This is a genomic window from Streptomyces misionensis (assembly GCF_007896895.1).
In the GTDB taxonomy this organism is placed as follows: Bacteria; Actinomycetota; Actinomycetes; order Streptomycetales; family Streptomycetaceae; genus Streptomyces; species Streptomyces misionensis_A.
This window is the reverse complement of sequence record NZ_VOGW01000123.1, coordinates 12490-38502: the sequence shown is the minus strand read 5'-3', so window position 1 is coordinate 38502 and position 26013 is coordinate 12490. Positions and strand designations below refer to the sequence as shown.

Annotated in this window: 24 protein-coding genes and 1 pseudogene; 15 read left to right on the top strand and 10 right to left on the bottom strand. The window is 74.0% G+C overall.

Features of this window, described 5'->3' with window-relative positions; all coding sequences use genetic code 11:
- Positions 1-138: pseudogene (locus FRZ03_RS40455) on the top strand (isopenicillin N synthase family oxygenase); the annotation flags it as partial.
- A gap of 56 nt (positions 139-194) precedes the next feature.
- Here FRZ03_RS40455 and FRZ03_RS21725 read toward each other — a convergent pair.
- Positions 195-1295, bottom strand: coding sequence for a citrate synthase 2 (locus FRZ03_RS21725; protein ID WP_146466819.1), 1101 nt, complete (start codon positions 1293-1295; stop codon positions 195-197).
- Positions 1296-1416: 121 nt separating this feature from the next.
- On the opposite strand from FRZ03_RS21725, the gene pdxH reads away from it, so the two are divergent.
- From pdxH to FRZ03_RS21705, 3 genes are all read left to right on the top strand, one after another.
- Positions 1417-2103 (top strand): pyridoxamine 5'-phosphate oxidase, encoded by a 687-nt coding sequence (gene pdxH / locus FRZ03_RS21720; RefSeq protein ID WP_146466818.1) that lies wholly within the window; start codon positions 1417-1419, stop codon positions 2101-2103.
- Positions 2104-2390: 287 nt separating this feature from the next.
- Positions 2391-2846: a GNAT family N-acetyltransferase gene (locus FRZ03_RS21710; protein ID WP_261399290.1), complete on the top strand. Its 456-nt coding sequence runs from the start codon at positions 2391-2393 to the stop codon at positions 2844-2846.
- Positions 2847-2959: 113 nt separating this feature from the next.
- The gene (locus FRZ03_RS21705) at positions 2960-4345 is read left to right on the top strand and encodes a PAS domain-containing protein (protein WP_146466817.1); all 1386 of its coding nucleotides are present in this window, start codon (positions 2960-2962) and stop codon (positions 4343-4345) included.
- A gap of 28 nt (positions 4346-4373) precedes the next feature.
- Here the strand turns inward: FRZ03_RS21705 and FRZ03_RS21700 are convergent, their stop codons facing one another.
- Complete coding sequence (locus FRZ03_RS21700) at positions 4374-5129, bottom strand: SIS domain-containing protein (RefSeq protein ID WP_146466816.1); 756 nt, start codon at positions 5127-5129, stop codon at positions 4374-4376.
- Between the two features lie 311 nt (positions 5130-5440).
- On the opposite strand from FRZ03_RS21700, the gene FRZ03_RS21695 reads away from it, so the two are divergent.
- Both FRZ03_RS21695 and FRZ03_RS21690 read left to right on the top strand, forming a co-directional pair.
- Positions 5441-6133 (top strand): metal-dependent transcriptional regulator, encoded by a 693-nt coding sequence (locus FRZ03_RS21695; protein ID WP_070023905.1) that lies wholly within the window; start codon positions 5441-5443, stop codon positions 6131-6133.
- Between the two features lie 283 nt (positions 6134-6416).
- Complete coding sequence (locus FRZ03_RS21690; protein WP_146466815.1) at positions 6417-7298, top strand: alpha/beta fold hydrolase; 882 nt, start codon at positions 6417-6419, stop codon at positions 7296-7298.
- Here FRZ03_RS21690 and FRZ03_RS21685 read toward each other — a convergent pair whose 3' ends face one another.
- From FRZ03_RS21685 to FRZ03_RS21675, 3 genes are all read right to left on the bottom strand, one after another.
- Positions 7299-8876: a transporter gene (locus FRZ03_RS21685; RefSeq protein WP_146466814.1), complete on the bottom strand. Its 1578-nt coding sequence runs from the start codon at positions 8874-8876 to the stop codon at positions 7299-7301.
- Positions 8873-9649 (bottom strand): ABC transporter ATP-binding protein, encoded by a 777-nt coding sequence (locus tag FRZ03_RS21680; RefSeq protein ID WP_146466813.1) that lies wholly within the window; start codon positions 9647-9649, stop codon positions 8873-8875. Before FRZ03_RS21680 ends, FRZ03_RS21685 begins: the two co-directional genes overlap by 4 nt.
- A gap of 62 nt (positions 9650-9711) precedes the next feature.
- Positions 9712-10377 (bottom strand): bifunctional DNA primase/polymerase, encoded by a 666-nt coding sequence (locus FRZ03_RS21675; protein ID WP_146466812.1) that lies wholly within the window; start codon positions 10375-10377, stop codon positions 9712-9714.
- A gap of 258 nt (positions 10378-10635) precedes the next feature.
- On the opposite strand from FRZ03_RS21675, the gene FRZ03_RS21670 reads away from it, so the two are divergent.
- Positions 10636-12021, top strand: a complete 1386-nt coding sequence (locus tag FRZ03_RS21670) for a tetratricopeptide repeat protein (protein WP_146466811.1) — start codon at positions 10636-10638, stop codon at positions 12019-12021.
- A gap of 201 nt (positions 12022-12222) precedes the next feature.
- Positions 12223-13758: a hypothetical protein gene (locus FRZ03_RS21665; RefSeq protein ID WP_146466810.1), complete on the top strand. Its 1536-nt coding sequence runs from the start codon at positions 12223-12225 to the stop codon at positions 13756-13758.
- A gap of 33 nt (positions 13759-13791) precedes the next feature.
- Here FRZ03_RS21665 and FRZ03_RS21660 read toward each other — a convergent pair whose 3' ends face one another.
- Complete coding sequence (locus FRZ03_RS21660) at positions 13792-15123, bottom strand: ABC transporter substrate-binding protein (RefSeq protein WP_186785551.1); 1332 nt, start codon at positions 15121-15123, stop codon at positions 13792-13794.
- Positions 15124-15240: 117 nt separating this feature from the next.
- Here FRZ03_RS21660 and FRZ03_RS21655 point away from each other — a divergent pair, with 117 nt between their 5' ends.
- A complete protein-coding gene (locus FRZ03_RS21655) occupies positions 15241-15741 on the top strand; it encodes an SCO4402 family protein (RefSeq protein WP_146466809.1) in 501 nt (166 codons plus the stop codon).
- A 46-nt stretch (positions 15742-15787) separates the two neighbouring features.
- On the top strand, positions 15788-16666 hold the full coding sequence (purU, locus tag FRZ03_RS21650; protein ID WP_146466808.1) for a formyltetrahydrofolate deformylase: 879 nt from the start codon (positions 15788-15790) through the stop codon (positions 16664-16666).
- Positions 16667-16689: 23 nt separating this feature from the next.
- Here purU and FRZ03_RS21645 read toward each other — a convergent pair whose 3' ends face one another.
- Positions 16690-17205 carry an EF-hand domain-containing protein gene (locus FRZ03_RS21645; protein WP_146466807.1) on the bottom strand — a complete coding sequence of 172 codons (516 nt, stop codon included), beginning with the start codon at positions 17203-17205 and terminating at the stop codon, positions 16690-16692.
- Between the two features lie 217 nt (positions 17206-17422).
- Positions 17423-17797 (bottom strand): STAS domain-containing protein, encoded by a 375-nt coding sequence (locus tag FRZ03_RS21640; RefSeq protein ID WP_146466806.1) that lies wholly within the window; start codon positions 17795-17797, stop codon positions 17423-17425.
- Positions 17798-18146: 349 nt separating this feature from the next.
- Between FRZ03_RS21640 and FRZ03_RS21635 the strand changes: the two genes are divergently transcribed.
- The 4 genes from FRZ03_RS21635 (at position 18147) to FRZ03_RS21615 (ending at position 21634) form a co-directional block, all read left to right on the top strand.
- On the top strand, positions 18147-18731 hold the full coding sequence (locus tag FRZ03_RS21635; protein WP_146466805.1) for a sigma-70 family RNA polymerase sigma factor: 585 nt from the start codon (positions 18147-18149) through the stop codon (positions 18729-18731).
- Positions 18732-18787: 56 nt separating this feature from the next.
- Positions 18788-19978: a maleylpyruvate isomerase mycothiol-dependent enzyme family protein gene (locus tag FRZ03_RS21630; RefSeq protein ID WP_146466824.1), complete on the top strand. Its 1191-nt coding sequence runs from the start codon at positions 18788-18790 to the stop codon at positions 19976-19978.
- Positions 19979-20111: 133 nt separating this feature from the next.
- On the top strand, positions 20112-20711 hold the full coding sequence (locus tag FRZ03_RS21625) for an acyl-CoA dehydrogenase family protein (RefSeq protein WP_398660841.1): 600 nt from the start codon (positions 20112-20114) through the stop codon (positions 20709-20711).
- Between the two features lie 449 nt (positions 20712-21160).
- Positions 21161-21634, top strand: coding sequence for an ATP-binding protein (locus FRZ03_RS21615; RefSeq protein ID WP_186785552.1), 474 nt, complete (start codon positions 21161-21163; stop codon positions 21632-21634).
- Between the two features lie 438 nt (positions 21635-22072).
- On the opposite strand, the gene FRZ03_RS21610 is transcribed toward FRZ03_RS21615, so the two are convergent.
- Positions 22073-23068, bottom strand: coding sequence for a GlxA family transcriptional regulator (locus FRZ03_RS21610; protein ID WP_146466803.1), 996 nt, complete (start codon positions 23066-23068; stop codon positions 22073-22075).
- Here FRZ03_RS21610 and FRZ03_RS21605 point away from each other — a divergent pair.
- A complete protein-coding gene (locus FRZ03_RS21605) occupies positions 23059-24582 on the top strand; it encodes an MFS transporter (protein ID WP_398660839.1) in 1524 nt (507 codons plus the stop codon). The genes FRZ03_RS21610 and FRZ03_RS21605 overlap by 10 nt on opposite strands.
- 272 nt (positions 24583-24854) lie before the next feature.
- Here FRZ03_RS21605 and FRZ03_RS21595 read toward each other — a convergent pair.
- Positions 24855-26013 (bottom strand): flavin-containing monooxygenase (locus FRZ03_RS21595; RefSeq protein ID WP_146466822.1); only part of this gene is annotated, 1159 nt, incomplete at its 5' end.

The window sequence follows — 26013 nt, the reverse complement described above, 5'->3', positions numbered from 1 at the left end:
CCCCAGGCCCCCGGCGTCACCACCGACCCGACGAACCCCCTGTTCGCCGAGTACGGCTACAACGAACTCAAGGGCAAGCTGCGGGCGCACCCGCTGGTGGCCGAGCGCCACCACAGCGCCCTGCTGACCCCGGCCTGACCACCCCCGACGGGGCGCGGCCGGCCACCACCGGTCCGCGCCCCGGGCCGTCCCGCTCAGCGGGCGATGTCCGCGTACCCCTCGATGTCCTGCGGACGCCGCGTCCCCGGCCCCACGTACCGAGCCGAGGGCCGCACCAGACGGCCGGTCCGCTTCTGCTCCAGGATGTGCGCCGACCACCCCGCCGTACGGGCACAGGTGAACATCGACGTGAACATGTGCGCCGGCACCTCGGCGAAGTCCAGCATGATCGCCGCCCAGAACTCCACGTTCGTGGCCAGCACCCGGTCGGGCCGGCGGTTGTGCAGCTCCTCCAGCGCGGCCTTCTCCAGCGCCTCCGCCACCTCGAACCGCGGCGCCCCCAGCTCCCGCGCGGTGCGCCGCAGCACCCGCGCCCGCGGGTCCTCGGCCCGGTACACCCGGTGCCCGAAGCCCATCAGCCGCTCACCCCGGTCCAGGGTCCGCTTGACGTAGCCCACCGCGTCCCCGGTGCGCTCGATCTCCTCGATCATCCCCAGCACCCGGGAGGGCGCGCCGCCGTGCAGCGGGCCGGACATGGCGCCGACCGCGCCGGACAGCGCGGCGGCCACGTCCGCGCCGGTGGAGGCGATGACCCGGGCGGTGAAGGTGGAGGCGTTCATGCCGTGCTCGGCGGCGGAGGTCCAGTACGCGTCGACCGCGGCGACGTGCCGCGGGTCCGGCTCGCCCCGCCAGCGGATCATGAACCGCTCCACGACCGTCTTCGCCTTGTCGATCTCCCGCTGCGGCACCATCGCCAGCCCCTGCCCGCGCGCGGACTGGGCGACGTAGGACAGCGCCATGACCGCGGCCCGCGCCAGGTCCTCGCGCGCCTGCTCGGCGTCGATGTCGAGCAGCGGCTTCAGGCCCCACACGGGCGCGAGCATGGCCAGCGCCGACTGGACGTCCACGCGGATGTCACCGGAGTGCACCGGGATGGGGAACGGCTCGGCGGGCGGCAGACCGGGGTTGAAGGCGCCGTCGACCAGCAGCCCCCACACGTTGCCGAAGGAGACATGGCCGACCAGGTCCTCGATGTCTACGCCCCGGTAGCGCAGGGCGCCGCCCTCCTTGTCCGGTTCGGCGATCTCCGTCTCGAACGCTACGACTCCTTCGAGCCCGGGTACGAACTCGGACATCAGCGGCTCCTCGTGATGGGTCGGGCGCGGCTCGGAACCAGCACGATAACCCCGCGTGCCACGCTTGGGGAGACTTGACGACACTCAGTGCCACGGTCGGGAGATACGGCAAGATGACCGCGTGACCGACCGCGAACCACTCCTGGATCCCGTCCTCGATCCCGCCGCCATGCGCAAGCAGTACCGGGCCGAAGGACTCGCCGAACAGGACCTCGCCACACATCCCATGGACCAGTTCGCACGCTGGTTCGAGGACGCGGCCCGGGCGGCCCTGCACGGCACGCTCTACGAGCCCAACGCCATGGTCGTCTCCACGGCGGACGCCGAGGGCCGCCCCAGCTCACGCACGGTCCTGATGAAGAAGTTCGACACCGACGGCTTCGTCTTCTACACCAACTACGACTCCCGTAAGGGCCGCGATCTGACGGCGAACCCGCACGTCTCGCTGCTCTTCCCCTGGCATCCGCTGGCCCGGCAGGTCATCGTCGCAGGCACAGCCCGGCGCACCGGGCGCGACGAGACCGCCGCGTACTTCCGCAGCCGCCCGCACGGCTCCCAGCTCGGCGCCTGGGCCAGCGCCCAGTCCTCGGTGATCGCCTCCCGCGCCGAACTGGACGCGGCGTACGCCGAGCTGTCGGCGCGCTACCCGGAGGGCGAACGGGTCCCGGTGCCGCCGCACTGGGGCGGCTTCCGGATCACCCCGGAGACGGTCGAGTTCTGGCAGGGCCGCGAGAACCGCCTGCACGACCGGCTGCGCTACACCGCCCGCCCGGACGGCACCTGGGAGACCGACCGCCTCAGCCCCTGAAGGGCCGGGAGACGCAGACGACCCGCGGGCTGGGTTCCTCCGGGGAGGAGCCGGCCGGACGTACCGGCAGCCCGCGGGTCGGGTGACTGCTTGGGAATGGGCCGGCCGCACGCATCTTTCACGCGCCGGTCCGGCACCGCACAGAGTGTGGTGACGAGCCGCTAGCCCGCAGCCACCTCACGCGTCCGGTTGTCATACATCTGCCGAACCACCTCCCTTCTCGTGTGCTCCACACCTTAGGAACCGCCCGCCCCGGACTCAACCGCTTTTTTCGGTAGCGTCCGCGCATGGATCTTCGGACAGAGCTCGTCGAGGACGACGGCATGCTGGAGCAGTGGCGGCACGTGCACAACGTGGTCGTACCGCCCGCCGCGATGTCCCTGGCGGACGCCCGCCGGCGGCGGGAGCGCAACCGGCTGGCGAACGCGTACCTCGGAAGCGAACTGGTGGGCTGTTCGACCGTGCGGCCCCCGGCGGGAGCGGAGCGGGTCGCCACCGTGATCGCCCGGGTGCTGCCGGAGTTCCGGGGCCGGGGGTTCGGGGCGGCGGTCTACGCGGAGGTGCTGGAGCACGCGCGTGCGCTCGGGGCGGCGGCCGTCGAGACCTGCGTGCTGGCGGCGAACGAGGACGGGCTGCGGTTCGCCCGGCTGCGGGGCTTCGAGGAGACCGACCGGTACACGCTCGACGGGGACCCCGCGGTCTGGGTCGATCTGCGGCTTCGGCCCTCCGGATCAGGGAATTGATTCGCTTTATCTTGAGGGAACAGGATGTGGGCTGCGTCACGTTCGAGTTGAATGAGGGGCAGTGAGCGGAACAGGCGCCTTACGTGCGCCGATGCAGCGTCCAGGGGGTCCAGGTGAGTGCTTCCCGGCGGAGTGGGGCCACCGATGAGCTGGGGCCGGACGAGCCCGGTGAGTCGGGCGAGTCCGGTGGGTCCGATCTGCTTGCCGCGCTGCTCGACGGCATGGACGCGGCCCTGTGCGCCTTCGACGCCGAGGGCGTCGTCACCCACTGGAACCGCGAGGCGGAGCGGATTCTCGGCTGGAGTGCCACCGAGGCCGTCGGGCGGCACGGCTTCGCCGGCTGGGCCGTGCGCAGCGCCGACGCGGAGGAGGTGCAGGCCCGGCTGCTGTCGGCGATGCGGGCGCCCGGGCGGCAGGTGCACGAGTTCGCGCTGCTGACCAAGGACGGCGGGCGGGTCCTCGTACGCACGCAGTCCGCCGCCGTGCGGGGTCCCGACGGCGCGCCCGCCGGGGTGTACTGCGCCTTCAGCGAGGTGCACGCGCAGATCGACCTGGAGCGGTCGATCGCGCTGAGCGAGGCCCTGTTCGAGGACGCCGAGTGGGGCGTGGTGCTGGTCGACGCCGATCTGCGGCCGGCCGTGGTCAACGCGCACGCCGCGCGGGCCCTGGGCATCGGGCGCACCTCCGCGCTGGGGCGGCCGCTCGGCGAGCTGTTCGCACAGGGGGTGGAGGAGCTGGAGGCCGCCCTCACCCATGTCCTGGCGGAGGGCGCGCCGCCCGCGCCCGCCGAGATGTGGGTGACCCTGCGCACCGCGAAGGGCGGGGAGGAGCGGCGGCGGTGCTGGCGCAACGCCTTCCTGCCGCTGTCCTCGCCGCTCGCCGAGGAGCCGGTGCCGCTCGGGGTGGGCTGGCTCTTCCGGGACATCACCGAGGCCAAGCGGGGCGAGCAGGAGGCGGCGCTGCTGCGGTTCCGCACCAACCAGCTGCACCGGGCGGGCCGCGCCGCCGCCGAGTGCGAGGACCCGCTGGAGGCGGCCACCGTCCATCTCGACTTCGCCCTCGCCGGGTTCGCCGACCACGCGCTGATCGACCGGGTGGCGCCGACCGGGGGCGCGGGCGGGGCCGTACGGCTGGTGCGGCTCGCGGCCACGCCGGCCGGGGCGCCGGGCCCCTGTGTGCTCAGCGGTGCCGCCGGGCTGCCCGTGCGCTACGAGCCGGGGCATCCGGCGCTGAGCTGCGTGGAGCGCACCGGGTGCGTGCGGGCGGAGGCCGGGTCGGTGCCGGCGGAGCTGGCCCGGGAGTGGGCGCTGCGCCGGCAGTGGCCCGGTGACGCGGTGCACGCGCTGTGCGCGGTGCTGCGCAGCCGGGGCCGCACCCTGGGCGTCGTGACCTTTCTGCGCGGCGCCGCCCGCACCCCCTTCGAGCGCTCGGACGCGGCGTACGCCGAGGACGTGGCGCTGCGGATAGCGGCGGCGCTGGACCTGGCGGGGGAGCGGTAGGCGCGGGCCGCGCGTGCGGCGGCGGTGGTCAGCGGCGGTAGAAGATCCGGTCGCCGTACTGGTCCATCACCCGGTTGTTCCAGTCGTGGCCGCCGTCCACGTTGCCGGAGCGCAGCAGCGGGGGCTCGATGCCGCGGTCGGCGAGGAGGGCGGCGGTGGTGGCCATGACCGCCTGCATCAGGGCCGTGGTGACCACGGTGGAGGCGGGGGCGAAGGGGGCCGGGATGGTGTCGAGGGTGAGTTCCGCGTCGCCGACCGCGATCTTGGAGTCGAGGACCAGGTCGCAGTGGTCCTTCAGGAACGTGCCGGAGGAGTGCCGGGAGGTCGTCTGGGCCGCGTAGGCGACCGAGGTCACGCCGATCACCTTGATGCCGAGGGCGCGGGCGCGCTGGGCCATCTCGACGGGCAGGGCGTTGCGGCCGGACAGGGAGACGATCACGAGGGCGTCGCCCGCGCGCAGCGGGGAGGTGTCGAGGACGGCGCTCGCGAGGCCGTCGACGCGCTCCAGGGCGGAGCCGAGGGTGGCGGGGGTGACGTCCACGCCGACGACGCCGGGGACGGTGAGCAGGTTCATCAGGGCGAGGCCGCCGGCGCGGTAGACGACGTCCTGGGCGGCGAGTGAGGAGTGGCCGGCGCCGAAGGCGAACAGGCGGCCGCCGTCCGCGACGGTGTCGGCGAGGAGCGCGGCGGCGGTGTCGATCGCCCCGGCCTCCTCCTCGCGAAGCCGTTGCAGGAGGTTGATGGCGGCGTCGAAGAACAGGTCGGCAGGCGTGCCGTCGCTCATGCGGTGCCCCTTCGCAGCGTCTGTGTCGCGGATCACCGTGCGGTCTGGACCAGTGCGGTGTCAATACGGCGATGCGGTTCGCCACTTGCCGTGGCCCGCCGCGGGCGGGGAGGCGGGGTGGGCGGTGCCGGCCGGCGGTCCCGCCGCGTGGGCGGGCCGGCCGTGGCGCGCGGGTGCCCGGTGGAGCGACCGGCCGCCCGGAACCCGCCCCGTTGTCCGCGCCGACGCCCGCTTGTCAGTGGCATCCGGCAGAATTGGTGCCAGGGCCAGCGCACGCGCCGGGTGCCGGCAGAGGTAATCGAGGGGCACGTATGTCCGGACTGATCGACACCACGGAGATGTATCTCCGCACCATCCTCGAACTGGAGGAGGAAGGCGTCGTCCCCATGCGCGCCCGCATCGCGGAGCGGCTGGACCAGAGCGGGCCGACGGTGAGCCAGACGGTGGCGCGGATGGAGCGTGACGGCCTGGTCTCGGTGGCCAGCGACCGTCATCTGGAGCTGACCGACGAGGGCCGCAGGCTGGCCACGCGGGTGATGCGCAAGCACCGTCTGGCCGAGTGCCTGCTGGTCGATGTGATCGGCCTGGAGTGGGAGCAGGTGCACGCGGAGGCCTGCCGCTGGGAGCACGTGATGAGCGAGGCGGTGGAGCGCCGCGTGATGGAGCTGCTGCGGCACCCGACCGAGTCGCCGTACGGCAACCCGATCCCGGGCCTGGAGGAGCTGGGCGAGAAGGACGGCGCCGATCCGTTCCTGGACGAGAGCATGGTCTCGCTGGCCGACCTGGACGCGGGCACGGACGGCAAGACGGTCGTCGTGCGCCGCATCGGCGAGCCGATCCAGATGGACGCCCAGCTGATGTACACGCTGCGGCGGGCCGGGGTGCAGCCCGGCTCGGTGGTGAGCGTGACCGAGTCGGCCGGTGGCGTCCTGGTGGGCAGCGGGGGCGAGGCCGCCGAGCTGGAGGCGGACATCGCCTCCCATGTGTTCGTCGCCAAGCGCTGATCAGGGTAGGGGGCCCCGGCGCCTGATGGCGCCGGGGCCCGTCCTCCCCAATGCTGACCCGGAGCCCCGAGCTCTCAGGGTCAGTCCCCCTCGGACCGGTTTTCCCCGAGCGGTCCGCCTCCCGCCTGAAAGATCCCCTCGGCGGCGGCGATCATGCCTCACGGGATGTCACTCGAAGGAGGGGTGTTGCCCGCAGGGGCAGCATTTTCGAATACTTATTCGATAGTCTGCGTGATCACACGGGGGATCGGACACCGCGGGCGAAGGTGGGGGTGCCAGGCCCATGGCACGGCGTATCGATGTGACGGGAGCGGGCGGGGTGCGCCTGGCGGCGTGGGAGTACGCAGACCCGCCCAAGGAGACCGACTCCCTGCGGGCCGCTCCCGGTGTGCTCTTCCTGCACGGACTCACCGGCCGCGCCTCCCACTGGGCCGCCGCCGCCCGCCGGCTCGCCGGGCGGTACCGGACCGTCGCCCTCGACCAGCGCGGTCACGGCCACAGCGAGAAGCCCCCGCAGGCCGCGGCCCACAGCCGGGCCGCCCACGTCGAGGACGCGGCGGCGGCCGTCGAACAGCTCGGCCTCGGCCCCGCCCTGGTCGTCGGGCACGGCATGGGCGCGCTGACCGCCTGGCAGCTCGCCGCCGAGCGCCCCGAGCTGGTGCGCGGCCTGGTCAGCTGCGACATGCGGGCCGCCGCGCTCGGTGCGGCCTCGCAGCGCGAGTGGGCGCAGTGGCTCGGGTCCTGGCCCGTGCCCTTCGCCACCCTCGCCGACGTCCGCAAGTGGTTCGGCGAGGACGACCCCCGGGTGGAGCGCCCCGACCCGGCGCGCGGGGCGTTCTACGCCGAGGTGATGCGGGAGGGCGAGGACGGCTGGCGGCCGGCCTTCGAGCCCGAGCAGATGCTCCGCTCCCGGGAGACCTGGGTGTACGACGCCCACTGGGACGACCTGGCCCGGGTCCGCTGCCCGGCACTGATCGTGCGCGGGCTCGACGGCGAGCTGGGCCGCGCCGAGGCCCAGGAGATGGTCCGGGCGCTGCCCCAGGGCGCGTACGCCGAGATACCCGACGCCGGTCACTACGCCCACTACGCCCACCCGGAGGCCTGGCACGCGGCCGTCGAGCCCTTCCTGGACCGGATCGCGGGCGGCCCGCCGGCCGGCGGCTGATCACCCCTTGCTGACCGCCGCCAGGATCTCCGGCAGCCGGGCCGCGGTGCGCGGGGCGGCCAGCCGCAGCCCGAGCAGGGCGAGCCCGGCGCCGTACCCCGCGCCGGCCGGCAGCAGCAGCCAGGACGGCTCGCCGCCGCCCAGCCACAGCACGAGCGCGATGACGGGGGAGCAGAGCACGGCGGAGCAGGCCATGCCGCCGAAGAGGGCGATCCAGGCGATGCCCGCCTGCCCGGGGACGACGTTCTTGTGGCCCTCCTGCGGGATGGAGTACGGGAACCGCGCCGAGGTCCACGCCCCGGTCGCCAGCATCGCCCCCAGCAGCGCGAGGGACAGCCCCAGCACCCGCGGCAGCATGGCCCAGGCGTCCATCAGGGCGACGGTCAGCACGGTGACGAGGGCGGTGTACGGCAGCGTGATCAGCAGCAGCGCCAGAGCCCGGCCGCGCAGCTCCTCGTAGGCGTCCCGGGGCGAGCGGATGGTCTGGGCGACCATCCAGAAGGCCGAGGTGTCCTGCCCGAACTGGTTGTACATCTGCAGGCCCAGCATCCCGGCGGCGAAGCACGCGAAGTAGATCGAGCCGGTGTGCTGGATCGCGTAGAACACCGGGAGGAGCAGCCCGACCGCCAGCGAGGTCACCCAGGCGGCCTTGGTCTTCGGATCGCGCCAGATGTAGCGCAGGGTGCGCTCCATGACCGCGCCGGTGCGCCCGCCCGGCAGCAGCCGCGCGAGCCCGCCGGTGCGCCGCCGCCCGGCGCCGGCGTCGCCCGCGGCCTGGAGCGTGGAGCCGTCCGGCGCGGTCATCAGCTTGGTCAGGCTCCGCGCCCACACCGCGACCAGCACCACCAGCCCGGCCGCCGTGACCGCCAGTTGGGCGACCGCGACACCGTACGACCCCTCGCTCGCCGTGCGCACCGCCGCCACCGCCGACGCGGGCGGCACCCAGGACAGCACGTCCGCGACCGGCCGCAGCCGGCCCAGGCCGCCCGAACCGAGGCTGCGGGCACCGAAGTTGACCAGCTGGGTGCCGATGGCGATCACCAGGCCGCTGAGCACGGCGAGATCGCGGCCCTTCCTGCTGGTGAGCAGCCGTACGTTGGCGACGGCCACGGTCCGGGCCAGCGCCACGCACACCAGCAGCGCGAGGACGAGGGCGAGGACCGCGACGACCCACCCCGCCACGCCCCGCGCCGGCACCAGCACGCACCCGGCCAGCAGCAGCACGCTGACCAGCGGGCCGATGCCGACCAGGGAGCCCACGAGCAACGCGCGCACCAGCGGACCCGGCCGCAGCGGCAGCATCACCAGCCGGGTCGGGTCCAGTGTCTCGTCGCCGGTCGGGAAGAACAGCGGCAGGAACGCCCAGCCCAGCGCCAGCACCCCGGTGCCGACCACGGAGACCGCGTCCCCGTGCGGCTGCCCGCGCAGCAGGACCATGGCCGGCAGCTGCGCCAGTGCGAACAGCAGCGCGAGGACGGCGGAGGTGACGAAGGCGTCCCGCCGGCCCTTCGACTGCCGCAGCCCGCCCCGCAGCAGGGACAGTTTGAGGCGTACGACGGTGGCGGTGAGGTCGGTCATCGGCCGGCCCCGCCGCCCAGCCAGTCCAGCTCGGACCCGGCGTCCCGGCCGTTCGCCCCGACCAGCTCCAGGAACGCGTCCTGGAGCCGGGGGTGCGCACCGCGCACCTCGGCGAGCGGTCCGGTGGCGCGGATACGGCCGGCCGCCAGCACCGCGACCCAGTCGCACAGCGACTCGACCAGCTCCATGACGTGGGAGGAGAAGACGACGGTGGCGCCGGAGGCCGTGTACCGCTCCAGGACACCCCGGATGGTCTGCGCGGACACCGGGTCGACGCCCTCGAACGGCTCGTCCAGGAACAGCACTTCGGGATTGTGCAGCAGGGCCGCCGCGAGACCGATCTTCTTGCGCATGCCGGTCGAGTAGTCGACCACCAGCTTGTGCTGGGAGCCGGCCAGGTCGAGCACGTCCAGCAGCTGGGTGGCCCGCTTGTCCACCTCCGCCCCCGGCAGCCCGCGCAACCGGCCGGTGTACCCCAGCAGTTCGCGCCCCGACAGCCGCTCGAACAGCCGCAGCCCCTCGGGCAGCACCCCGATCCGCGCCTTCACGGCCACCGGGTCGCGCCACACGTCGTGCCCGACGACCTCCACGGTGCCCTCGTCGGGCCGCAGCAGCCCGGTCACCATGGACAGCGTGGTGGTCTTGCCGGCCCCGTTCGGCCCGACCAGTCCGATGAACTTCCCCGCGGGCAGCTCCAGATCGATCCCCCCGACAGCCACCTGCTGCCCGAACCGCTTCCAGAGCCCCCGTATGCAAACCGCCGCATTGGTCATGCCTGAAGGTTAGGCATCCTCAGCGCCGGGGCGCGGCCCCGGCCGGAAGCGGAACCCGGGGCTCAGCGGTCCCGGCCGCAGGCGTACGCCAGTGCCGAGATCAGCTCCTCCGCGTCCGGCAGCCACCGGTTCGCCGGGGTCGGCCGCCGGGCCCACTGCACCGCCCCCCGCGCCCCGACCCGCGTCGGCGGCGCCGCCACGTACGCCCCCTCGCCCAGCGCCACCAGATCCAGCGACGCCGGCACCCACCCCAGCTTCCGCACCAGCTCCGGCACCTTCAGCGAGCCCCCCGGCAGCACGAAGAACTGCATCCGCCGGTCGGGAGAGAGGGCGACCGGCCCCAGCGTGAGCGCCATCCGCTCCATCCGGGCCAGCGCCAGGAAGCCCGCGCTCTCCGGGACGGACAGCACGTCGAACGTGCGCCCCGTCGGCAGCAGCACGGAGGCCGTCGGCTGCCTCTGCCACAACCGGCGCACGACGGTCGCGCTGCCGGTCGCCTGGGTCGCCCAGTCGGGGCGCGCGGGATGCGCGCCCGGCGCGGGGCAGGAGGCGTTGCCGCACGAGCAGCGCGGCATGCCGGCGACGGGCTCCAGCCAGGTGCCCGGGAACACGTCCCAGTGCCGTTCCTCCGCGTACCGCACGGCGGCTTCCTGCGGTGATTCCCCGCGCTGCTGCGGAATCTGCCCGGCAATCTGACTGTCTTCGGCGGCCGCGATCGTCTCTTCCACGCTCCACTCAACTCCCGCGTACACCTGGAGTTACGGGCCCTGCCCCGGCGGGGGAGGAGCATCGCTTCCCCGGCCGGGCGCATCGGTGCATCCGCGGGGGCGCGTGGTAGGGGGCAGGGCGTGAGTTGGGTAGCCAGGGGTGGGGTTGGCATCAGCCTGTACCCGGCAAACCGCACATGTCGTGCATTGACGGTATGTCAGCCGGGCAGTGATCTTCCCGACACGGTCCACGCTCCAGGGGTTCGCAGGGGGTAGCACATGGCCGCAAGGCCTCTCGTGGCGAGGCAGCCGAACGAACGGCTGCAAGCACTCATCCAGGAAGCGGGGTGCTCCAACGCCGGGCTCGCCCGGCGGGTCAACATGTGCGGCGCCGAGCACGGCCTCGACCTGCGCTACGACAAGACGTCCGTGGCCCGCTGGCTGCGCGGCCAGCAGCCCCGGGGCCGCGCCCCGGCGATCATCGCGGAGGCGCTCGGCCGCAAGCTCGGCCGTACGGTCACGATCGACGAGATCGGCATGGCCAACGGCAAGAACCTCGCCTCGGGCGTCGGCCTCCAGTTCTCGCCGACGGTGCCGGGCGCCATCGAGCAGGTCTGCGAGCTGTGGCGCAGCGACGTGGGGCGCCGGGACTTCCTCTCCGGGTCCTCCGTCGCCGCCTCCGCGCTGGTCGAGCCCAGCCGCGACTGGCTGATCTCCGCGCCGGACGCGCAGGTGGCCCGGCAGGCGGGCCCGCGCGTGGGCCAGGCCGACGTGGCCGCCGTGCGGTCCATGACGCAGGCGCTGACCGACCTGGACCACCAGTTCGGCAGCGGGCATGTGCGCCCGGTCCTGGTGCACTACCTCAACAGCGTCGTCTCCGGACTCCTCGCCGGCTCCTACCGGGAGTCGATCGGGCGTGAACTCTTCGCGGCCGTGGCCCGGTTGACCGAGCTGGCCGGCTACATGGCGGTGGACACCGGCCAACCCGGCCTGGCCCAGCGGTACTACATCCAGTCGCTGCGGCTCGCGCAGGCCGCCGGGGACCGCGGCTACGGCGGTTATGTCCTCGCCGCGTCCATGAGCCATCTCGCCGCGCAGCTCGGGAACCCGCGCGAGATCGCCCAGTTGGCGCGGGCCGCGCAGGAGGGCGCGCGCGGGCATGTGACACCGCGCGTGGAGGCGATGTTCCACTCGGCCGAGGCGCGCGGACACGCCCTGCTCGGTGACGCGCGCGCCGCGGACGCCGCCACCGGGCGGGCGATCGCGGCGATGGAGCGCTGCGACGCCGGTTCCGGGGACGACCCGGTGTGGATCAGGCACTTCGACGAGGCCTATCTGGCCGACGAGTTGGCGCACTGTCACCGCGATCTGGGGCAGGCCGAGCAGGCGGCGCGCTGCGCCGAGCAGTCGCTGGCCGGTCACCCCGAGTCCCGGGCCCGCAGGCGCGCGATCGGCTACGTGCTGCTCGCCACCGCCCAGGTGCAGCAGCGGGAGGTCGAACAGGCCTGCGCCACCGGCATGAAGGCGGTGGAACTGCTGGAGACACTGCGCTCCAACCGGGGCGCGGAGTACCTGGACGACCTCCAGCAGCGGCTCGAACCCTTCCGGGACGAAGCGGTGGTGCGGGAGTTCGGGGCGCGCCTCGAACTCCGGCAGGCCGCGTGAACACCGGCCCCGCGCCCGGCTGAACGTGTGGCGAACGCCACCCGGGTGTGCGACCAGGGTCATATACAGCGTCGCGCGGGGCCGTTCCGTTACTGCCGTGGCGGATGGGGAGGAAGCGGACTGAGCTGCGTGGCACCCGGCTCCGGGGACCCGGTAGCGTGAGCCGACGATTCACAAGGTCCCCCATTGGTAGGAGTCCCGGTGACGCAGAGTGGACAGGGCGAGGAGCTCTCGGCGCAGCCCGCGCGCGAAGGCATCGTGCTGCCCTCCGACGGAGGAGCGCCCCTGCTGCCGGGCACGAACGCCACGCCCGCGGCGCCGGCCGGCGGGCAGGCCTGGGGCGGGACCTGGGGGCCCGAGCAGCAGGCGCCCCAGGCCGGACAGCCGGGCCAGGGCTGGCCCCCGGCGGCCGCCCAGCAGTGGACCGACCACGGCGCCCCGGCGCAGCAGCCCCCGTCCGGCGCCGGACCGCTGCCCCCGGAGGGCGCGCCGGCCCCGTCGTACGGCGGTCAGCAGCCGGGGTACGGCGCCCCGGACCCGTACCAGCAGCAGCACCACCAGCAGCATCAGCCTCAGCAGCACCAGCAGCCGCGGTACCCGGAGCACGGCCAGGCCGCCGCGCCGCTGCCGCCCGCCGCGCCGGGCGGCTACCAGGCCCCCGGCGCCCTGCCCCCGGTGGCCGACGGCGCCACCCAGTACCTGCCGCCGGTGCCCGCGGCCCCCGCCGACGAGGGCGCCACGCAGTACATACCGCCGGTGACCCCGGGCGCGCTGCCGCCCCAGTCGGCCGGCGAGGAGACCCGCTACCTGGGTCTGACGGACAAGCGGCCCTCGCCCGACGCCGAGGCCACCCAGTACATCCCGCCGTACCAGGAGCAGGGCCAGGCGCCGGGGCAGGCACCGGGCCAGGGCGGGGACCGGCAGCCGCCCGCCGAGTTCGACAACCTCTTCCGCAACGGCCCGGCCGGCGGCGACGGCCCGGCCGGGGCCACCGCGCAGCTGCCGCGGGTCGAGCCGGACGCCTACCCGCCGCCGTACGCCTCCCCGCAGACGGCGTACTCCGCGCGGTCCGCGCGCGAGGACGGGCAGGACGAGCGGCCGCGGCGCAAGCCGTCGAAGGTGCCGCTGATCGCGGCCGTCGGCATCGGCATCGTCGTGGTCGGCGTGGGCGCGGGCGCGCTGCTCAGCAGCGGCGGCGGCTCGGGCGGCACGGACGACAACAAGACGGTCGCCGCCACCTCCGCGGCCCCGCAGAGCTCCGCGTCCGCCGTCGACCCGGCGCGGGCGCAGGCGGTCGAGCTGGACAAGCTGCTCGCCGACAGCGGCAGCAGCCGGGCCGCGGTGATCAAGTCGGTGGCCGACGTCAAGCAGTGCGCGAGCCTCGACCAGGCCGCCTCCTCGCTGCGCGGCGCGGCCGGGCAGCGCGGCCAGCTGGTCACCCGGCTCGGCAAGCTCAGCGTGGACAAGCTGCCGGACAACGCCGCCCTGACCGACGCCCTCACCAAGGCCTGGCAGGCGTCGGCGTCGGCCGACAACCACTACGCGGCCTGGGCCGACCAGGTCAAGGGCGGCGGCAAGCGGACCTGCCACAAGGGCCATGCCAAGGTCACCGGCGAGGCGCAGGCCGGCAACCGCGCGAGCGGCACCGCCAGCCAGCAGAAGGCCAAGGCGGCGGCGCTGTGGAACGCGATCGCCCAGAAGTACGGTCTGACCCAGCGCCAGCCCACCCAGCTCTGACGGCTTCGAGCCGGCCGGGCACGCGGGCGTGCGTCACCGCACGTCCGCGTTCTCCAGGGTGGCCGTCATGTCCGTGGTGCCGTCGATCCCGCCGATGTCCTTGCCGGCCGCGACCAGTTGGCCGCCCCGCACCACCTGGAGGGTGACGTCGGCGTTGACCATCCGCGGGAAGCCGACCGAGGCCAGCTTGCCCTCGTAGGGCCAGTACAAGGTGGGGGTGAGTCCCCCGGTGGAGACCCGCAGGCCGCCGTCCAGCGTCTTGCGCACGGAGTCGGCGCTCACCTCGCCGTCGCCGATCCTGTCCAGCACCGCCTTGAGCACCGTGTAGGCGATCCAGGTGGTCTGCACCCCGGCGTCCCCGGGATCGATGCGGTTGTCGCCGAAGGCCTCCTCGCTGATCACCCGCTTCATCGGCTTCCAGCGCGGGTCCGAGGCGGGCGGGTACCAGCCGGTGATGTACGCCCCCTCGTACGGGCCCGACGACCCGCCGGTGGAGTTGATCATCGTCTGGTCGACGCTGCCCAGCACGGTGCCCAGGCGCACCGCCGGGAACTCCGCGCGGGCCCGCCGGAAGGAGTCCATGAAGGTGTCCGTGCGGTCCCCGAGCGCGGGCACCACGCAGCCCCTCACGAGCGGGTCGCCGCTCGCGAACCTCAGCGCCCGGTCGGACTGGTCGTCGTACTCGGTGAGGTCCTCGGCGACCAGCTGGTCGCCGGCCTCGGGGTGGCCGCCCGCCTTCAGCCCCGAGTCGAGCATGGCGGGCAGCTGGTCGCCCGCGATGCTGTCCGGGCGGACCAGGGCGACCGGTCCGCAGCCCGCGCCGAGTGCCCGGCCGAGGCCGGCGAGCAGGGCGGGCTGGCCGCCGTTGACCGGGTACGACATCGGGCCGGTGAACTCGTCGTCGGTGACGCCGTAGCCGCCGATGTAGGGGATGCCGGCGCTCTCCAGCGGGGCGAGGAAGGAGTCGCCGAACTGGCTGTAGGAGCCGACGACCGCGACCACGTTCTCGGCGGCCGCGCGCCGGGCGCACTTGGCGGCGGCCACGCTGTCGTTGTGGTCGTTGCAGGTCAGGACCTGGAGCCTGCGGCCGTGGAGGCCGCCGTGGGAGTTGATCCACTTGGCGTAGGCGAGGGCCATGGCGGGCATGCCCGGCTTGTTGGTGGCGCCGGTGCCCTGCGGCGCCCAGGTCATGACCTTGACGGTGTCCCCGGCGTCCCCCGTGACCGAGGACAGCACCCCGCAGCCGGCGGTGAGCGACGCGCACAGGGCCATCGCGCCCAGGGACAGGGCGGTGGCCCTGCCGGGGCGGGAGAACCGGGTGGTGGGGGAGGGGGACGTGCTGGTGGTGCGGGGCCTGCCGGTCATGAACCCGCACGATTCCCTCACGCCGCTAACCCCGCAGTGATCCACGGTCGACGGAAGGTGACGCCCGGGTGAATTGCGGGGGCCGCTGAAACTCCGGGCGCGAGGAACGTACGATCGTTGACCGTGCAAGGTTCGGAGAACTCTTCCCGTCGCGGCCGTCGCTCCTCCACCATGGGCGGCATGCCTCTGAACGACATGCCGTGGTGGCGCTGGCGCACACATGTGCGTTCCGCACTGCACATGCTCTCCGACCCCGTCTTCCAGCGGGACGTCTGGCTGGCCGGCGTCGACGGCTACGGCGACGTCACCGACGCCGTGTACCGGCTGGTGGAGGACACCTGGCTGGACAACTGGTCCGCGGAGAAGTACGTCGGCACCATTTTCCGGGACTCGCAGGAGGCGGCGCTCGTCGACACCGCCGTGCTGCGGGTGCTGCGGATCATGCACCAGGTCGGCCCGGACGCGCCGGTCGCCGCCTACCTCGACCATCAGGGCTGGCCGGAGGCGGTGCGCGCGGCGCGGGACGCCCACATACGGCTCGCGGCGAGCGACGGCGACGATCCCGACGCCCCGCCGAAGAGCCTGGACGTGCTGCGGATCATGACCAGGTCCGCTTAGCGGACGGCGGCCCGCGGCCGGGGAGCGGTGTGGGATTCTTTGGTGCATGAACGAGCAGCCCGCGCCCGCCGCCCCGGCCGACCAGTACGTCCTGACCCTGTCCTGTCCGGACAAGCAGGGCATCGTGCACGCCGTGTCCAGCTATCTGTTCATGACCGGCTGCAACATCGAGGACAGCCAGCAGTTCGGCGACCACGACACGGGCCTGTTCTTCATGCGCGTCCACTTCACGGCCGAGGCGCCGGTCACCGTGGAGAAGCTGCGCGCGAGCTTCGCCGCGGTCGGTGACTCCTTCCACATGGACTGGCAGATCCACCGGGCCGACGCGAAGATGCGCGTCCTGCTGATGGTGAGCAAGTTCGGGCACTGCCTGAACGACCTGCTGTTCCGGGCCCGCAGCGGCGCGCTGCCGGTGGAGATCGTCGGCGTGGTCTCCAACCACACCGAGTTCGAGGAGCTGGTCGGCTCCTACAACATCCCCTTCCACCACATTCCGGTCACCAAGGACACCAAGGCGGAGGGCGAGGCGAAGCTGCTCGACATCGTCCGCGAGGAGCGGGTCGAGCTGGTGGTCCTCGCCCGGTACATGCAGGTCCTCTCGGACGACCTGTGCAAGCGGCTCAGCGGCCGGATCATCAACATCCACCACTCCTTCCTGCCGAGCTTCAAGGGCGCCAAGCCGTACCACCAGGCGCACGCCCGTGGCGTCAAGCTGATCGGCGCCACGGCGCACTACGTGACGGCCGACCTCGACGAGGGGCCGATCATCGAGCAGGAGGTCGAGCGCGTCCGCCATGACGTCACCCCGGACCAGCTGGTGGCCATCGGCCGGGACGTGGAGTGCCAGGCGCTGGCCCGCGCGGTGAAGTGGCACGCGGAGCGCCGCATCCTGCTGAACGGGCGGCGCACGGTCGTCTTCGCCTGAGCCGGCCGGCCGGCCGGCTCGGCTCATTGCTCGGCGATGGTGAAGTAGCGCGCGAACGCCGGTACGACGTCCCGCTCGCCGATCCCCCCGTCCCCGTCCGTGTCCAGCGCGGCGGCGACGGGACCGGCGATCTCCTCGGGCACCTGGCACACCCGCAGCACGCGCACCGTCTCCGCGACCGTGACCCGGCCGTCCCCGTCGGCGTCCGCGACGGCCAGCGCCGCGTGCAGGAAGGGGCGGGCGATCTCGGCGAACCGCTCGGGGTTGTCGCGCAGCCGCTTGACCGCGCCGCTGACGAACTCCTGCCGGGTGATGCGCTGGTCGCCGTCACGGTCCGCGATCCCGGCCATGCCCTGCCAGAACGCCTCGGCGCCGGCGTACAGCGCCTGACCCGCCGCGGAACGGGCGGGCACGTCGAACTCGGCGAGCAGCGCCTTGGCCACCGCGTTGAAGTCCTCGCGGGCGATGAAGCCGTTGCCGTCCTGGTCGAAGGTGGCGAACCGGGCTGCGATCCGGCGCTCGTACTCGGTGCTGACCATGTTCTTCGTGGCCGCCTTACGTGTGCGTGAGGGGTGATCCCACGGAGCGTACGACGCGGGTGACGGCAAAGTGACGGAAAACCGATGGTTATGCCAAGACCGGGGGAATTCGGCGCCAAGAGTGTGGTCTTCGCGCAAAATCCCGGCGCGCGAGCGGGCCCGCGGTTCCACGGACTCACCGCTTTTGCCGCCCTCACCGGCTCATCAGCTCGCCCGCTCACGCGGAAAGGGGTCCGGCGTCCTCCGCCGTGGCGGAGTCGAGGTCCGGGTGGACGTCGAAGAGACGGCGCACGCCCAGCGCGCCGAGGACACGGTTGACGTGCGAGCCGTCGTCGGCGCCCCGGTCGGGCAGGATCAGCCGCAGCCTGCCCTGGCAGGAGCGGATCAGCCGGCGGGCGGCCACCAGCACGCCGACCCCGCTGGAATCGCAGAAGAAGACGTCGGAGAGGTCCACGACGAGGCTGTGGTGGCCGTCGGCCACCACGTCGTGCACCCGCTGACGCAGCACCGGCGAGGTCATGAGGTCCAGTTCGCCGCGCACGCGGAGCACGGCCCAGTCGCCTCTTTCGGCGCCGGTCACATTGAATGCCACGGCCCAGCCCCTCCGCTCGCCGGTTCTCCCGGAACCGCTCGGAACCGGAAGCAGTTCCTACGTTTCATTCCGCGCGGCTGCCCAGCCGCGTTTCCCTGAAACTCAATGCGGTAAACAGCACACGATCACTTAGGGGCTTGTTCCGGTCACTACCGATCCACTTTGATCAAATATGCAGGAGCCGCGTGTGAAGGAAATGTGAAAGGGGCACTATCACCTGCGGCGCTCCGGGGGGCGCACTTTGGCACAAAGAAGCATGCCCCCATGTGGTGCCGACTACATTCGGCACGACGGCCGCACAGGCGCCGGCAGGCCGGACGACGGGTGACGGGCGAGGGGAGGGGACCCCATGGCCAAGGACGTACCACCGCGCTGGGACCGCAAGATGCAGCAGCGGCTCGCCCGGGGCGAGGCGGCCGCGCTGGGCGAGGTGTACGACCGGTTCGCCCCCCTGGTGCACAGCCTGGCCCACCGCGTCCTCGGCGACGACAAGGCCGCCGACGGCGTCACCCGCGAGGTCTTCGCGCACATCTGGGAGCACCCCGAGACGTACGACCCCCGGCAGAGCCCGCTGCGCACCTGGATCGCGGACGTCACCCACCGGCTCGCCGTCCAGCGGCTGCGCGACCGCGAGGAGGGGCACCGGGAGGAGGCGCAGCGGGACCCCGGCGAGCCGCCGGCGCACGAGGAACTGGAACGCACGGTGCGTCACGCCTCCGTCGCCGCCCGCGCCGACTACATCGTCCATTCCATGCCCCTGCCGCTGCGCCGCGCCCTCGAACTGGCCTACTTCCAGCGCCGCGACTACCGGCAGACGGCGGCCGACCTCGGCGTCACCGAGGACGAGGCCCGCCGCCGGCTCCGCCTCGGCCTCCAGCTCCTCGCCACGGCCCACGACACCGGCACCCCGCCGGGGTGCGGCGGTGCGGTGTGAGCGGCGCGGAGGAATACCGGGCGGACCTCGGGGAGCGGCGTGAACGGCGGATACCGATGCCCCGCGCCTCCGTGGAGGGCGGCGGGTTCCCGCCGCCCGGACGCCCCGGCCCCGGCGAGGACGCGGTGGCGCCGCTCGACCTGCCGCACGACGTGCTGAAGTCGCTGCTCGGCGCGTGGGCGCTGGCCGCCTGCTCGGCGGCGGAGACCGCGACCGTGGAGCACCACCTGGGCGACTGCGGCGGCTGCGCCGACGAGGCCCGCCGGTTGCGCGAGGCCGTCGGTCTGCTGCACCAGCCCGAGAGCCTCGACCTGGACCCGGCGCTGCGCACCCGCGTCCTGCGCTCCTGCCTGGACCGCCGCCCGCCGCGCATCCCGGTGCCGGAGTGGGCCGAGCCGTACGACGCGGAGACCGCCCGCCTGGACGCGCTGCTCCAGGACTTCGGGGACGCGGAGTGGCACGCGCCGGTGCGGCTGCGCTGGTTCGAGGACGACGCGCAGGCGGGGCGCCGTACGACCGTCGCCGGAGTGATCGCGCACCTGCTGTCGGTGGACGGGCTGATCGCGGCGGCGCTCGGCCTGGAGGACCCGCTGGCGGACCTCACGAGCCCACCGGGCCCGGCCGCGCGCACGGAGGCGTTCTGGCGGTCCACCCCCTCCCCGCCGACCCGCGCGGTGCGGGCGCCCTGGCGGGAGCAGAGCCACGGCCTGGTGCGGACGGTCTCCTTCACGGGTGGCAGCGCGGGCGGACTCGCCGTGTCCTACGGCGACTTCGAACTCCCGCTGCACGACGCGATGCTGGAGCGCGCCTTCGGCTGCTGGGTGCACGCGGAGGACATCGCGGTCGCGGTGGACTACCCCTACCGGCCCCCGTCCCCGCGCCACCTGCACAAGATGATCGACCTGGCCGCCCGCCTGCTGCCCGGCGCCCTCGCCGAACGCCGCCGGGCCGGCCTGTCCGCCCCGCCCGGCGGCACCCGCCACCTGGTCCCCGCAGGCGCCCCCGGCCGCAGCCTGCGCCTGGAGATCGAGGGCGCCGCGGGCGGCGAGTGGCTGATCCCCCTCGACTCCCCGGCGGCGGCGGGCTCCGCCGACCACGAGGTCGCCCATGTCGCCCTGGACGGCGTCGAGTTCTGCCATCTGGCCGCGGGCCATCTCTCCCCCGAGGAAGCCGCGGCCGGTCAGCTGGGCGACCGCGAGGCGATCAGGGACGTACTCTTCGCGACGGCGTCGCTGAGCCGGATGTGAGGGGGCGGTCACGCCGGTCCCCGGCCGGACGACCGCGTCGGCGACCGGCACGTGAGCACCGTCCGCAGGGTGCCGTGGCGCGGCGGCGCGACCACCGCCTGCGGCCGCTCGGGTCGCCTGTGGGCGGCGAGGTGTGGCGAGGCCCAGGGCGCGGAGGCGGGAGACCAGGTGCGGCAGGGTCGGTGCCCGGGCGTCGGGGCGCCGGGGCGCTGTGCGAGCACCGCGCACACCGGCCGGCCCCGTTCCGCCTCCGGCGGGCCGATCACCGCGGCGTCGGCCCCCTCGCGTCGGCTCACCACCGCCGGGCGGCCGGGCCACCGCCGTACGCGTGCGGGAGCCGGTGGTGGAACACGCCCGGGCGCGGGAGCAGTTCGGGCGGCCGGTCGGGGCGTTCGGGGCCGTCCGGCACCTCTGCGCGGACCTGCTGACGCGGGCCGGGACCGCGCGCGCCGCCGTGTACACGGCCGCCGCCACCGCCGATCCGGCCGGCCCCGCCGCCGCCCGGTTGCTCGCCGGCGAGTCCGCCGTGCGCGGCGCCCGGACTGTCTCCGGGTGGGCGGCGACATGGGCTTCACCTGGGAAGCCGAGGGTGGCGGGGACACGGAGAGTGAGGAGCTGCGCGCGACCGGTCTGCTCGGCCGACCGGGCCGCCGCCCGCCCGGAGCGGCCCCGCGGACAAAGCGTTGGCCTAAGATGTCGCGGATCGTGGCGCCCTGACATCACAGAGCGTTGATATCCGGTTGTGTCCTGGACGGGGGCTCGTCACGGCCCGCAGTCGGGCGGTGCTCCGGTACCTTGTGTGGGATGCGAGTGGCTGCGAGCGCGGGCGGTGCCGGCGTTGCCCCTGGGGCGGTGCCGGAAAACGCGGTGCGCGCCGCTGCTCGCGGGGCGGACCCCGCCTGTTCGACTCCCCGGCGTGAGCGTCGCACAGTATGCCCTACGCGTACTCCTTCGCGAGGGAATATGCCCGAAGCGCTTGTTGGGGTGACTGTACGTCAACCATGCTGTGCTGCAAGGAAATCACGTTCCGTGACCCTTGCTCTGGCTGTAGTCCAGGCCATGCAGAAAATGGCTACGATCGTGGCCCTCGTGATCGTCGTCACGGCTCGCGCCGGGACGGTTCGATGGCGCGGGGCCGTGGTATCGCCGGTTCGGATGGTGTGAGCGGTGCAGGTGCTTCAAGTGCAGCTGGAGATCCGGCCCGACCCCGCGGAGGTGGGGCGTGCCAGGAAGTGGGCCCGGTCGCGGCTCGGCGGGCTGGGCATAGCGGCCGACGAGCCGCTGGCCGAGACCCTTGTGCTGCTCGTGTCCGAGCTGGTCACCAACGCCGTGGTGCACACCGGGCGTCCGGCGGTGCTGCGGCTCTCCCTGCCGGGTGCGCGCACCGTCGCCGCCCCCTCGCCGACCGTGCGGGTGGAGGTCACGGACGCCTGCTCGCGCGCCCCCGTGCCGCGCTGCGCGGGGCAGGACGCCACCGGCGGCCGGGGCCTGGCCCTCGTGGACTGCCTCGCCGACCGCTGGGGCTGGAGCCGTGAGGGCGCCGGCAAGAGCATCTGGTGCGAGGTGGACCGCTGCGCGCAGACCGACGGGAGCGCGGCGGTGGCCTACGGGGGCGGGCCGTCCGCCTACGAGGATTTCGCCTTCGAAGCGGTGTGACCCCGGGCGCACGGGTGCGCCGGGGCGCCTGCGTGCGGGGGCGGTGCCGTGGGACTTCACCGGGTGCGGGTCGCACCGGGCGGCGGCGTGCGCCTGCGGCGAGGGGCGGCAGCGCCGCCGGCCGCCCGGCCGGGAACACGCAGAGGACCGCCACCGGTGCCACCGGCGACTCTGTCGCGCCGACGAACGGCCCGGGCGCCGCCGGCGGCGGGGCCGCGCACCGCCCGCCTTCTCCACAGGCTGTGGACAACTGCTCCGGGTTCCGGTGACGGCCTGGAGCATCCCTCTCCCTCAGGTGTGGCGCGTGCACGGGCGGCCCACATGCCCAAGGGGCCGTCAGAGACCGCGCCGACGGCGGCCGAGGGCGCGCGGGCCGTGCCGAACGTCTGAGGCCGGTGCCGGGGCCGGCTGCGGCGGTGACCGGGCCGGTCGTGGCGGCTACCGGCTCGCGAGGGTCCGGAACGTCCGCCGGTACGCCGTCGGCGTCACCCCCAGCGCCTGCTGGAGGTGCTGCCGCATCGACTGGGCCGTGCCGAAGCCCGCCTCCTGGGCCACCTGGTCCATGGACAGGTCGGTGGTCTCCAGCAACTGCCGTGCCCGCTCGACCCGTTGGCGGGTGAGCCACTGCCCGGGGCTGATGCCGACCTCCTCGCGGAAGCGCCGGGTGAAGGTGCGGACCGACATGGCCTCCTGCCCGGCCAGGTCGCGCAGCTGGATCGGCTCGTGCAGCCGGCGCAGCGCCCAGGCGCGCGCGGCGGCCGTGGTGGCGAGCTGCGGCTCGGGGAGCGGGCGCTCTATGTACTGGGCCTGGCCGCCGTCGCGGTACGGGGGGACGACCGTGCGCCGGGCCACGTCGTTGGCGACCGCGGTGCCGAAGTCACGGCGGATCATGTGCAGGCACAGGTCGATCCCGGCGGCCACCCCGGCCGAGGTCAGCACGTCCCCGTCGTCGATGAACAGCACGTCCGCGTCCACCTTGATCCGCGGGAACATCCGCTGGAAGCGGTCGGCGTCGGACCAGTGGGTGGTCGCCGGGCGACCGTCGAGGCGACCGGCGGCGGCGAGGACGTACGCGCCCGTGCAGATGGAGGCGAGGCGGGTGCCGGGCCGGATCAGGGCGAGCGCGGCGGCCAGCTCCTCGGTCAGCCGGCCCTCCTCGTAGACCGGCCCGAGTTCGTACGACGCGGGGACGACCACCGTGTCGGCGCGGGCCAGCGCCTCCGGGCCGTACGGCGCGTGGATGCTGAAGTCGGCGTCCGTCTCCACCTCGCCCGGCGGCCGTACCGAGCAGGTGAAGACCTCGTACAGGGGCCGTCCCCGCTCGTCCCGGGCGCGGCCGAAGAAGCGGTGCGGGATGCCCAGTTCGAAGGGGAGCAGACCGTCCAGGGCGAGGACGGCGACCCGGTGCGGACGGAACGTCTCGGATGCGGCCATGGCCCGATCCTAGCGAAGGCTGTCCTTCGGGCCACTCGATGCGCGGGCGGGAAGGCCCGAGGCTCGATGACGTGACGCAGACGAACCGAGACGCAGCCGCCGACACGGCCCCAGCCGCCGACACGGCCACGGTCCTCGACACGGCCACGGTCCCCGAGACGGCCGCGGTCCTCGACACGGCCACGGTCCCCGAGACGGCCACGGTCCCCGGCGCCGACGCCGCGGCCTCCGTCCGGGCCGGCTCGCCCGGCCCGGGACGCCGGACGCGCCCGAGGGTGCACCGCGCCTGGTTCGTCGCCGCCGTCACCTTCGTCACGATCACCGGCGCGGCCGCCTTCCGCTCCCTGCCCGGCCTGCTCATCGACCCGCTGCACCAGGAGTTCGGCTGGTCGCGCGGCACGATCGGCGCGGCCGTCTCCCTCAACCTCGCGCTCTACGGCCTCACCGCGCCCTTCGCCGCCGCGCTGATGGACCGCTTCGGCATCCGGCGGGTCGTCGCCCTCGCGCTGCTCGTGATCAGCCTCGGCTCCGGGCTGACCGTGTGGATGACGGCGGCCTGGCAGCTGTGGCTGTGCTGGGGTCTGCTGGTCGGGCTCGGCACGGGCTCGATGGCGCTCGCGTTCGCCGCGACGGTCACCAACCGCTGGTTCACCGAGCGGCGCGGCCTGGTCAGCGGCATCCTGACCGCCGCGTCCGCCTCCGGCCAGCTGGTCTTCCTGCCGGTGCTGTCCTGGATGGTCGAGCACCACGGCTGGCGGCCCGCCGCCGTGACGGTCGCCCTCGCCGCCCTCGCGGTGGTCCCGCTCGTCTGGCTGCTGCTGCACGACCACCCCGCCGACGTCGGCCACAAGCCCTACGGCGCAACGGAGTTCATACCCAAGCCACCGCCCGCCACCGGCGCCGCCCGCCGCACCCTCGGGGTCCTGTCCACCGCGGTGCGCACCGGCACCTTCTGGCTGCTCGCCGGCACCTTCGCGATCTGCGGGGCCTCCACCAACGGCCTGGTGCAGACCCACTTCGTGCCCGCCGAGCACGACCACGGCATGCCGGTGACCACGGCGGCCTCGCTGCTCGCGGTGATCGGCGTGTTCGACGTCGTCGGCACGATCGCCTCCGGCTGGTTCACCGACCGCTTCGAGCCCCGCCGCCTGCTGGCGCTCTACTACGCCCTGCGCGGCCTCTCGCTCGTCTTCCTGCCGATGCTGCTGGCGCCCTCGGTGCACCCGCCGATGCTCTTCTTCATCGTCTTCTACGGCCTCGACTGGGTGGCCACCGTCCCGCCCACCCTCGCCCTGTGCCGCGAGCAGTACGGCGAGGACAGCGCCATCGTCTTCGGCTGGGTGCTCGCCTCCCACCAGATCGGCGCGGCCGTCGTCGCCTACCTGGGCGGTGTCGCCCGCGACGTCTTCGGCTCCTACGACCTCGTCTGGTACGCCTCCGGCACGCTGTGCGCGGCGGCGGCGCTGATGTCGCTGGTCATCCGCCGGCGGCCCGCGCCGGCGCCGGCCCTCTGACCGGGAACCCGCCGACGGCCGCCCACCACGAAGGCGCGGCACGGGCCGTCCTGCCCGGCGCCGGGCCCGCCCCCAACCCTTCTCCCTGCCGGGCAGCGATGCGCCACGTCTTGGAGAAGTCCACCCAGCCGATCCAGGACGGCCCGCGGTCCGTGTCGTGACCGGCCTTCAGCCGCACGAACATGATCCGCCGGGGCATGCGGACAGTTTGTCACGGTGTCGGTGGACCCGCGCCCCGGCGGGAGTGACGGCCGGGTGTCACTGACGCCACGTCAGGTTCGTGAAGCGCCTGCCGGTCGAGGAACGGGGTCGACGCCCGGAGTCGCCCGTGGGCGCGGCTGACGCCGGCTCCGCGACCGTGCCACCGCCTTCGCGATCCGCCCTGCGTCCCGCGCCAGCTCGCGCAGCATCCCGCTGATCGGGTTGGTGAACCCGGTGAAGTACAGGCCCGGTGCCCGCGCGGGGGTCCGGCCGCCCCGCACCACGGGCCTGCCGCGCTCGTCCAGCACCCCCAGATGACCCACCAGCTCCTCAAGGCCCCGTGTGTACCCGGTCGCCGCGATCACCGCGTCCGGCGCGATCCGGGTGCCGTCGGCGAGGACCACCTTCCCGTCCTCGAACGCCTCCACGGCCGCCACCACCTCCACCTTCCCCCGGCGCACCGCGTCGACCAGGCCGACGTCCTGCACCGGGATCGCGCCCTGGCGCACCCTGCTGTACAGCCCGGTGTCCGGGCGGGGCAGCCCCTGCGCGGACAGGTCGGGCAGCAGCCTGGCCTGCTGCCGGGCCAGTCGGTCCACAAGGCGCACCGGCAGCCGCCGTACCAGCACGGCCGAGTACTGCGCGGGCCAGCCCAGGGTGGAGCGGCGCACGATGTGCGGCACGGTGCGCACCGCCAGCCGCACCCGCGCGGCGCTGCCCTCCACCAGGTCCACGGCGATCTCGGCGCCGGTGTTGCCGACCCCGACGACCAGCACGTCCCGCCCGGCGTACGGCTTCGCGTCGCGGTACGCGCCGGCGTGCAGGAACTCCCCCTCGTACGTCTCCCGGCCCGGCCAGTCGGGCACGCGCGGGGTGTGGTTGTAGCCGGTGGCGACGACCACCGCGGCGCCGGTCAGCTCACGGCCGCCGGAGGCGCGCAGCAGCCAGCCGGTGCCGTCCCCGGTGCGCTCGACGCGGTGCACCGCCACACCGGTGACGATCTCCAGCTCGTGGTGCTCGGCGTACTTCTCCAGGTAGCGGACCATGTCGTCGCGGGCGACCCAGCGGCCGAACCGGCGGGGGATCTTCAGGCCGGGCAGGGCGGACAGCCGCCGGGTGGTGTGCAGCCGGAGCCGGTCGTAGTGGCCCCGCCAGGAGGTGCCGACCCGGTCGGACTTCTCCAGGACGACCGCCCGTACGCCGTGCTCCCGCAGCGCGTACGCGACGGCC

Bases quoted from the DNA above. Each gene is read 5' to 3' on its own strand.
- FRZ03_RS21725 (WP_146466819.1), bottom strand. From the start codon at position 1,295: ATGTCCGAGTTCGTACCCGGGCTCGAAGGAGTCGTAGCGTTCGAGACG.
- FRZ03_RS21710 (WP_261399290.1), top strand. From the start codon at position 2,391: ATGGATCTTCGGACAGAGCTCGTCGAGGACGACGGCATGCTGGAGCAG.
- FRZ03_RS21700 (WP_146466816.1), bottom strand. From the start codon at position 5,129: ATGAGCGACGGCACGCCTGCCGACCTGTTCTTCGACGCCGCCATCAAC.
- FRZ03_RS21695 (WP_070023905.1), top strand. From the start codon at position 5,441: ATGTCCGGACTGATCGACACCACGGAGATGTATCTCCGCACCATCCTC.
- FRZ03_RS21690 (WP_146466815.1), top strand. From the start codon at position 6,417: ATGGCACGGCGTATCGATGTGACGGGAGCGGGCGGGGTGCGCCTGGCG.
- FRZ03_RS21685 (WP_146466814.1), bottom strand. From the start codon at position 8,876: ATGACCGACCTCACCGCCACCGTCGTACGCCTCAAACTGTCCCTGCTG.
- FRZ03_RS21680 (WP_146466813.1), bottom strand. From the start codon at position 9,649: ATGACCAATGCGGCGGTTTGCATACGGGGGCTCTGGAAGCGGTTCGGG.
- FRZ03_RS21670 (WP_146466811.1), top strand. From the start codon at position 10,636: ATGGCCGCAAGGCCTCTCGTGGCGAGGCAGCCGAACGAACGGCTGCAA.
- FRZ03_RS21660 (WP_186785551.1), bottom strand. From the start codon at position 15,123: ATGACCGGCAGGCCCCGCACCACCAGCACGTCCCCCTCCCCCACCACC.
- purU (WP_146466808.1), top strand. From the start codon at position 15,788: ATGAACGAGCAGCCCGCGCCCGCCGCCCCGGCCGACCAGTACGTCCTG.
- FRZ03_RS21645 (WP_146466807.1), bottom strand. From the start codon at position 17,205: ATGGTCAGCACCGAGTACGAGCGCCGGATCGCAGCCCGGTTCGCCACC.
- FRZ03_RS21635 (WP_146466805.1), top strand. From the start codon at position 18,147: ATGGCCAAGGACGTACCACCGCGCTGGGACCGCAAGATGCAGCAGCGG.
- FRZ03_RS21630 (WP_146466824.1), top strand. From the start codon at position 18,788: ATGCCCCGCGCCTCCGTGGAGGGCGGCGGGTTCCCGCCGCCCGGACGC.
- FRZ03_RS21605 (WP_398660839.1), top strand. From the start codon at position 23,059: ATGCGGCCATGGCCCGATCCTAGCGAAGGCTGTCCTTCGGGCCACTCG.
- FRZ03_RS21610 (WP_146466803.1), bottom strand. From the start codon at position 23,068: ATGGCCGCATCCGAGACGTTCCGTCCGCACCGGGTCGCCGTCCTCGCC.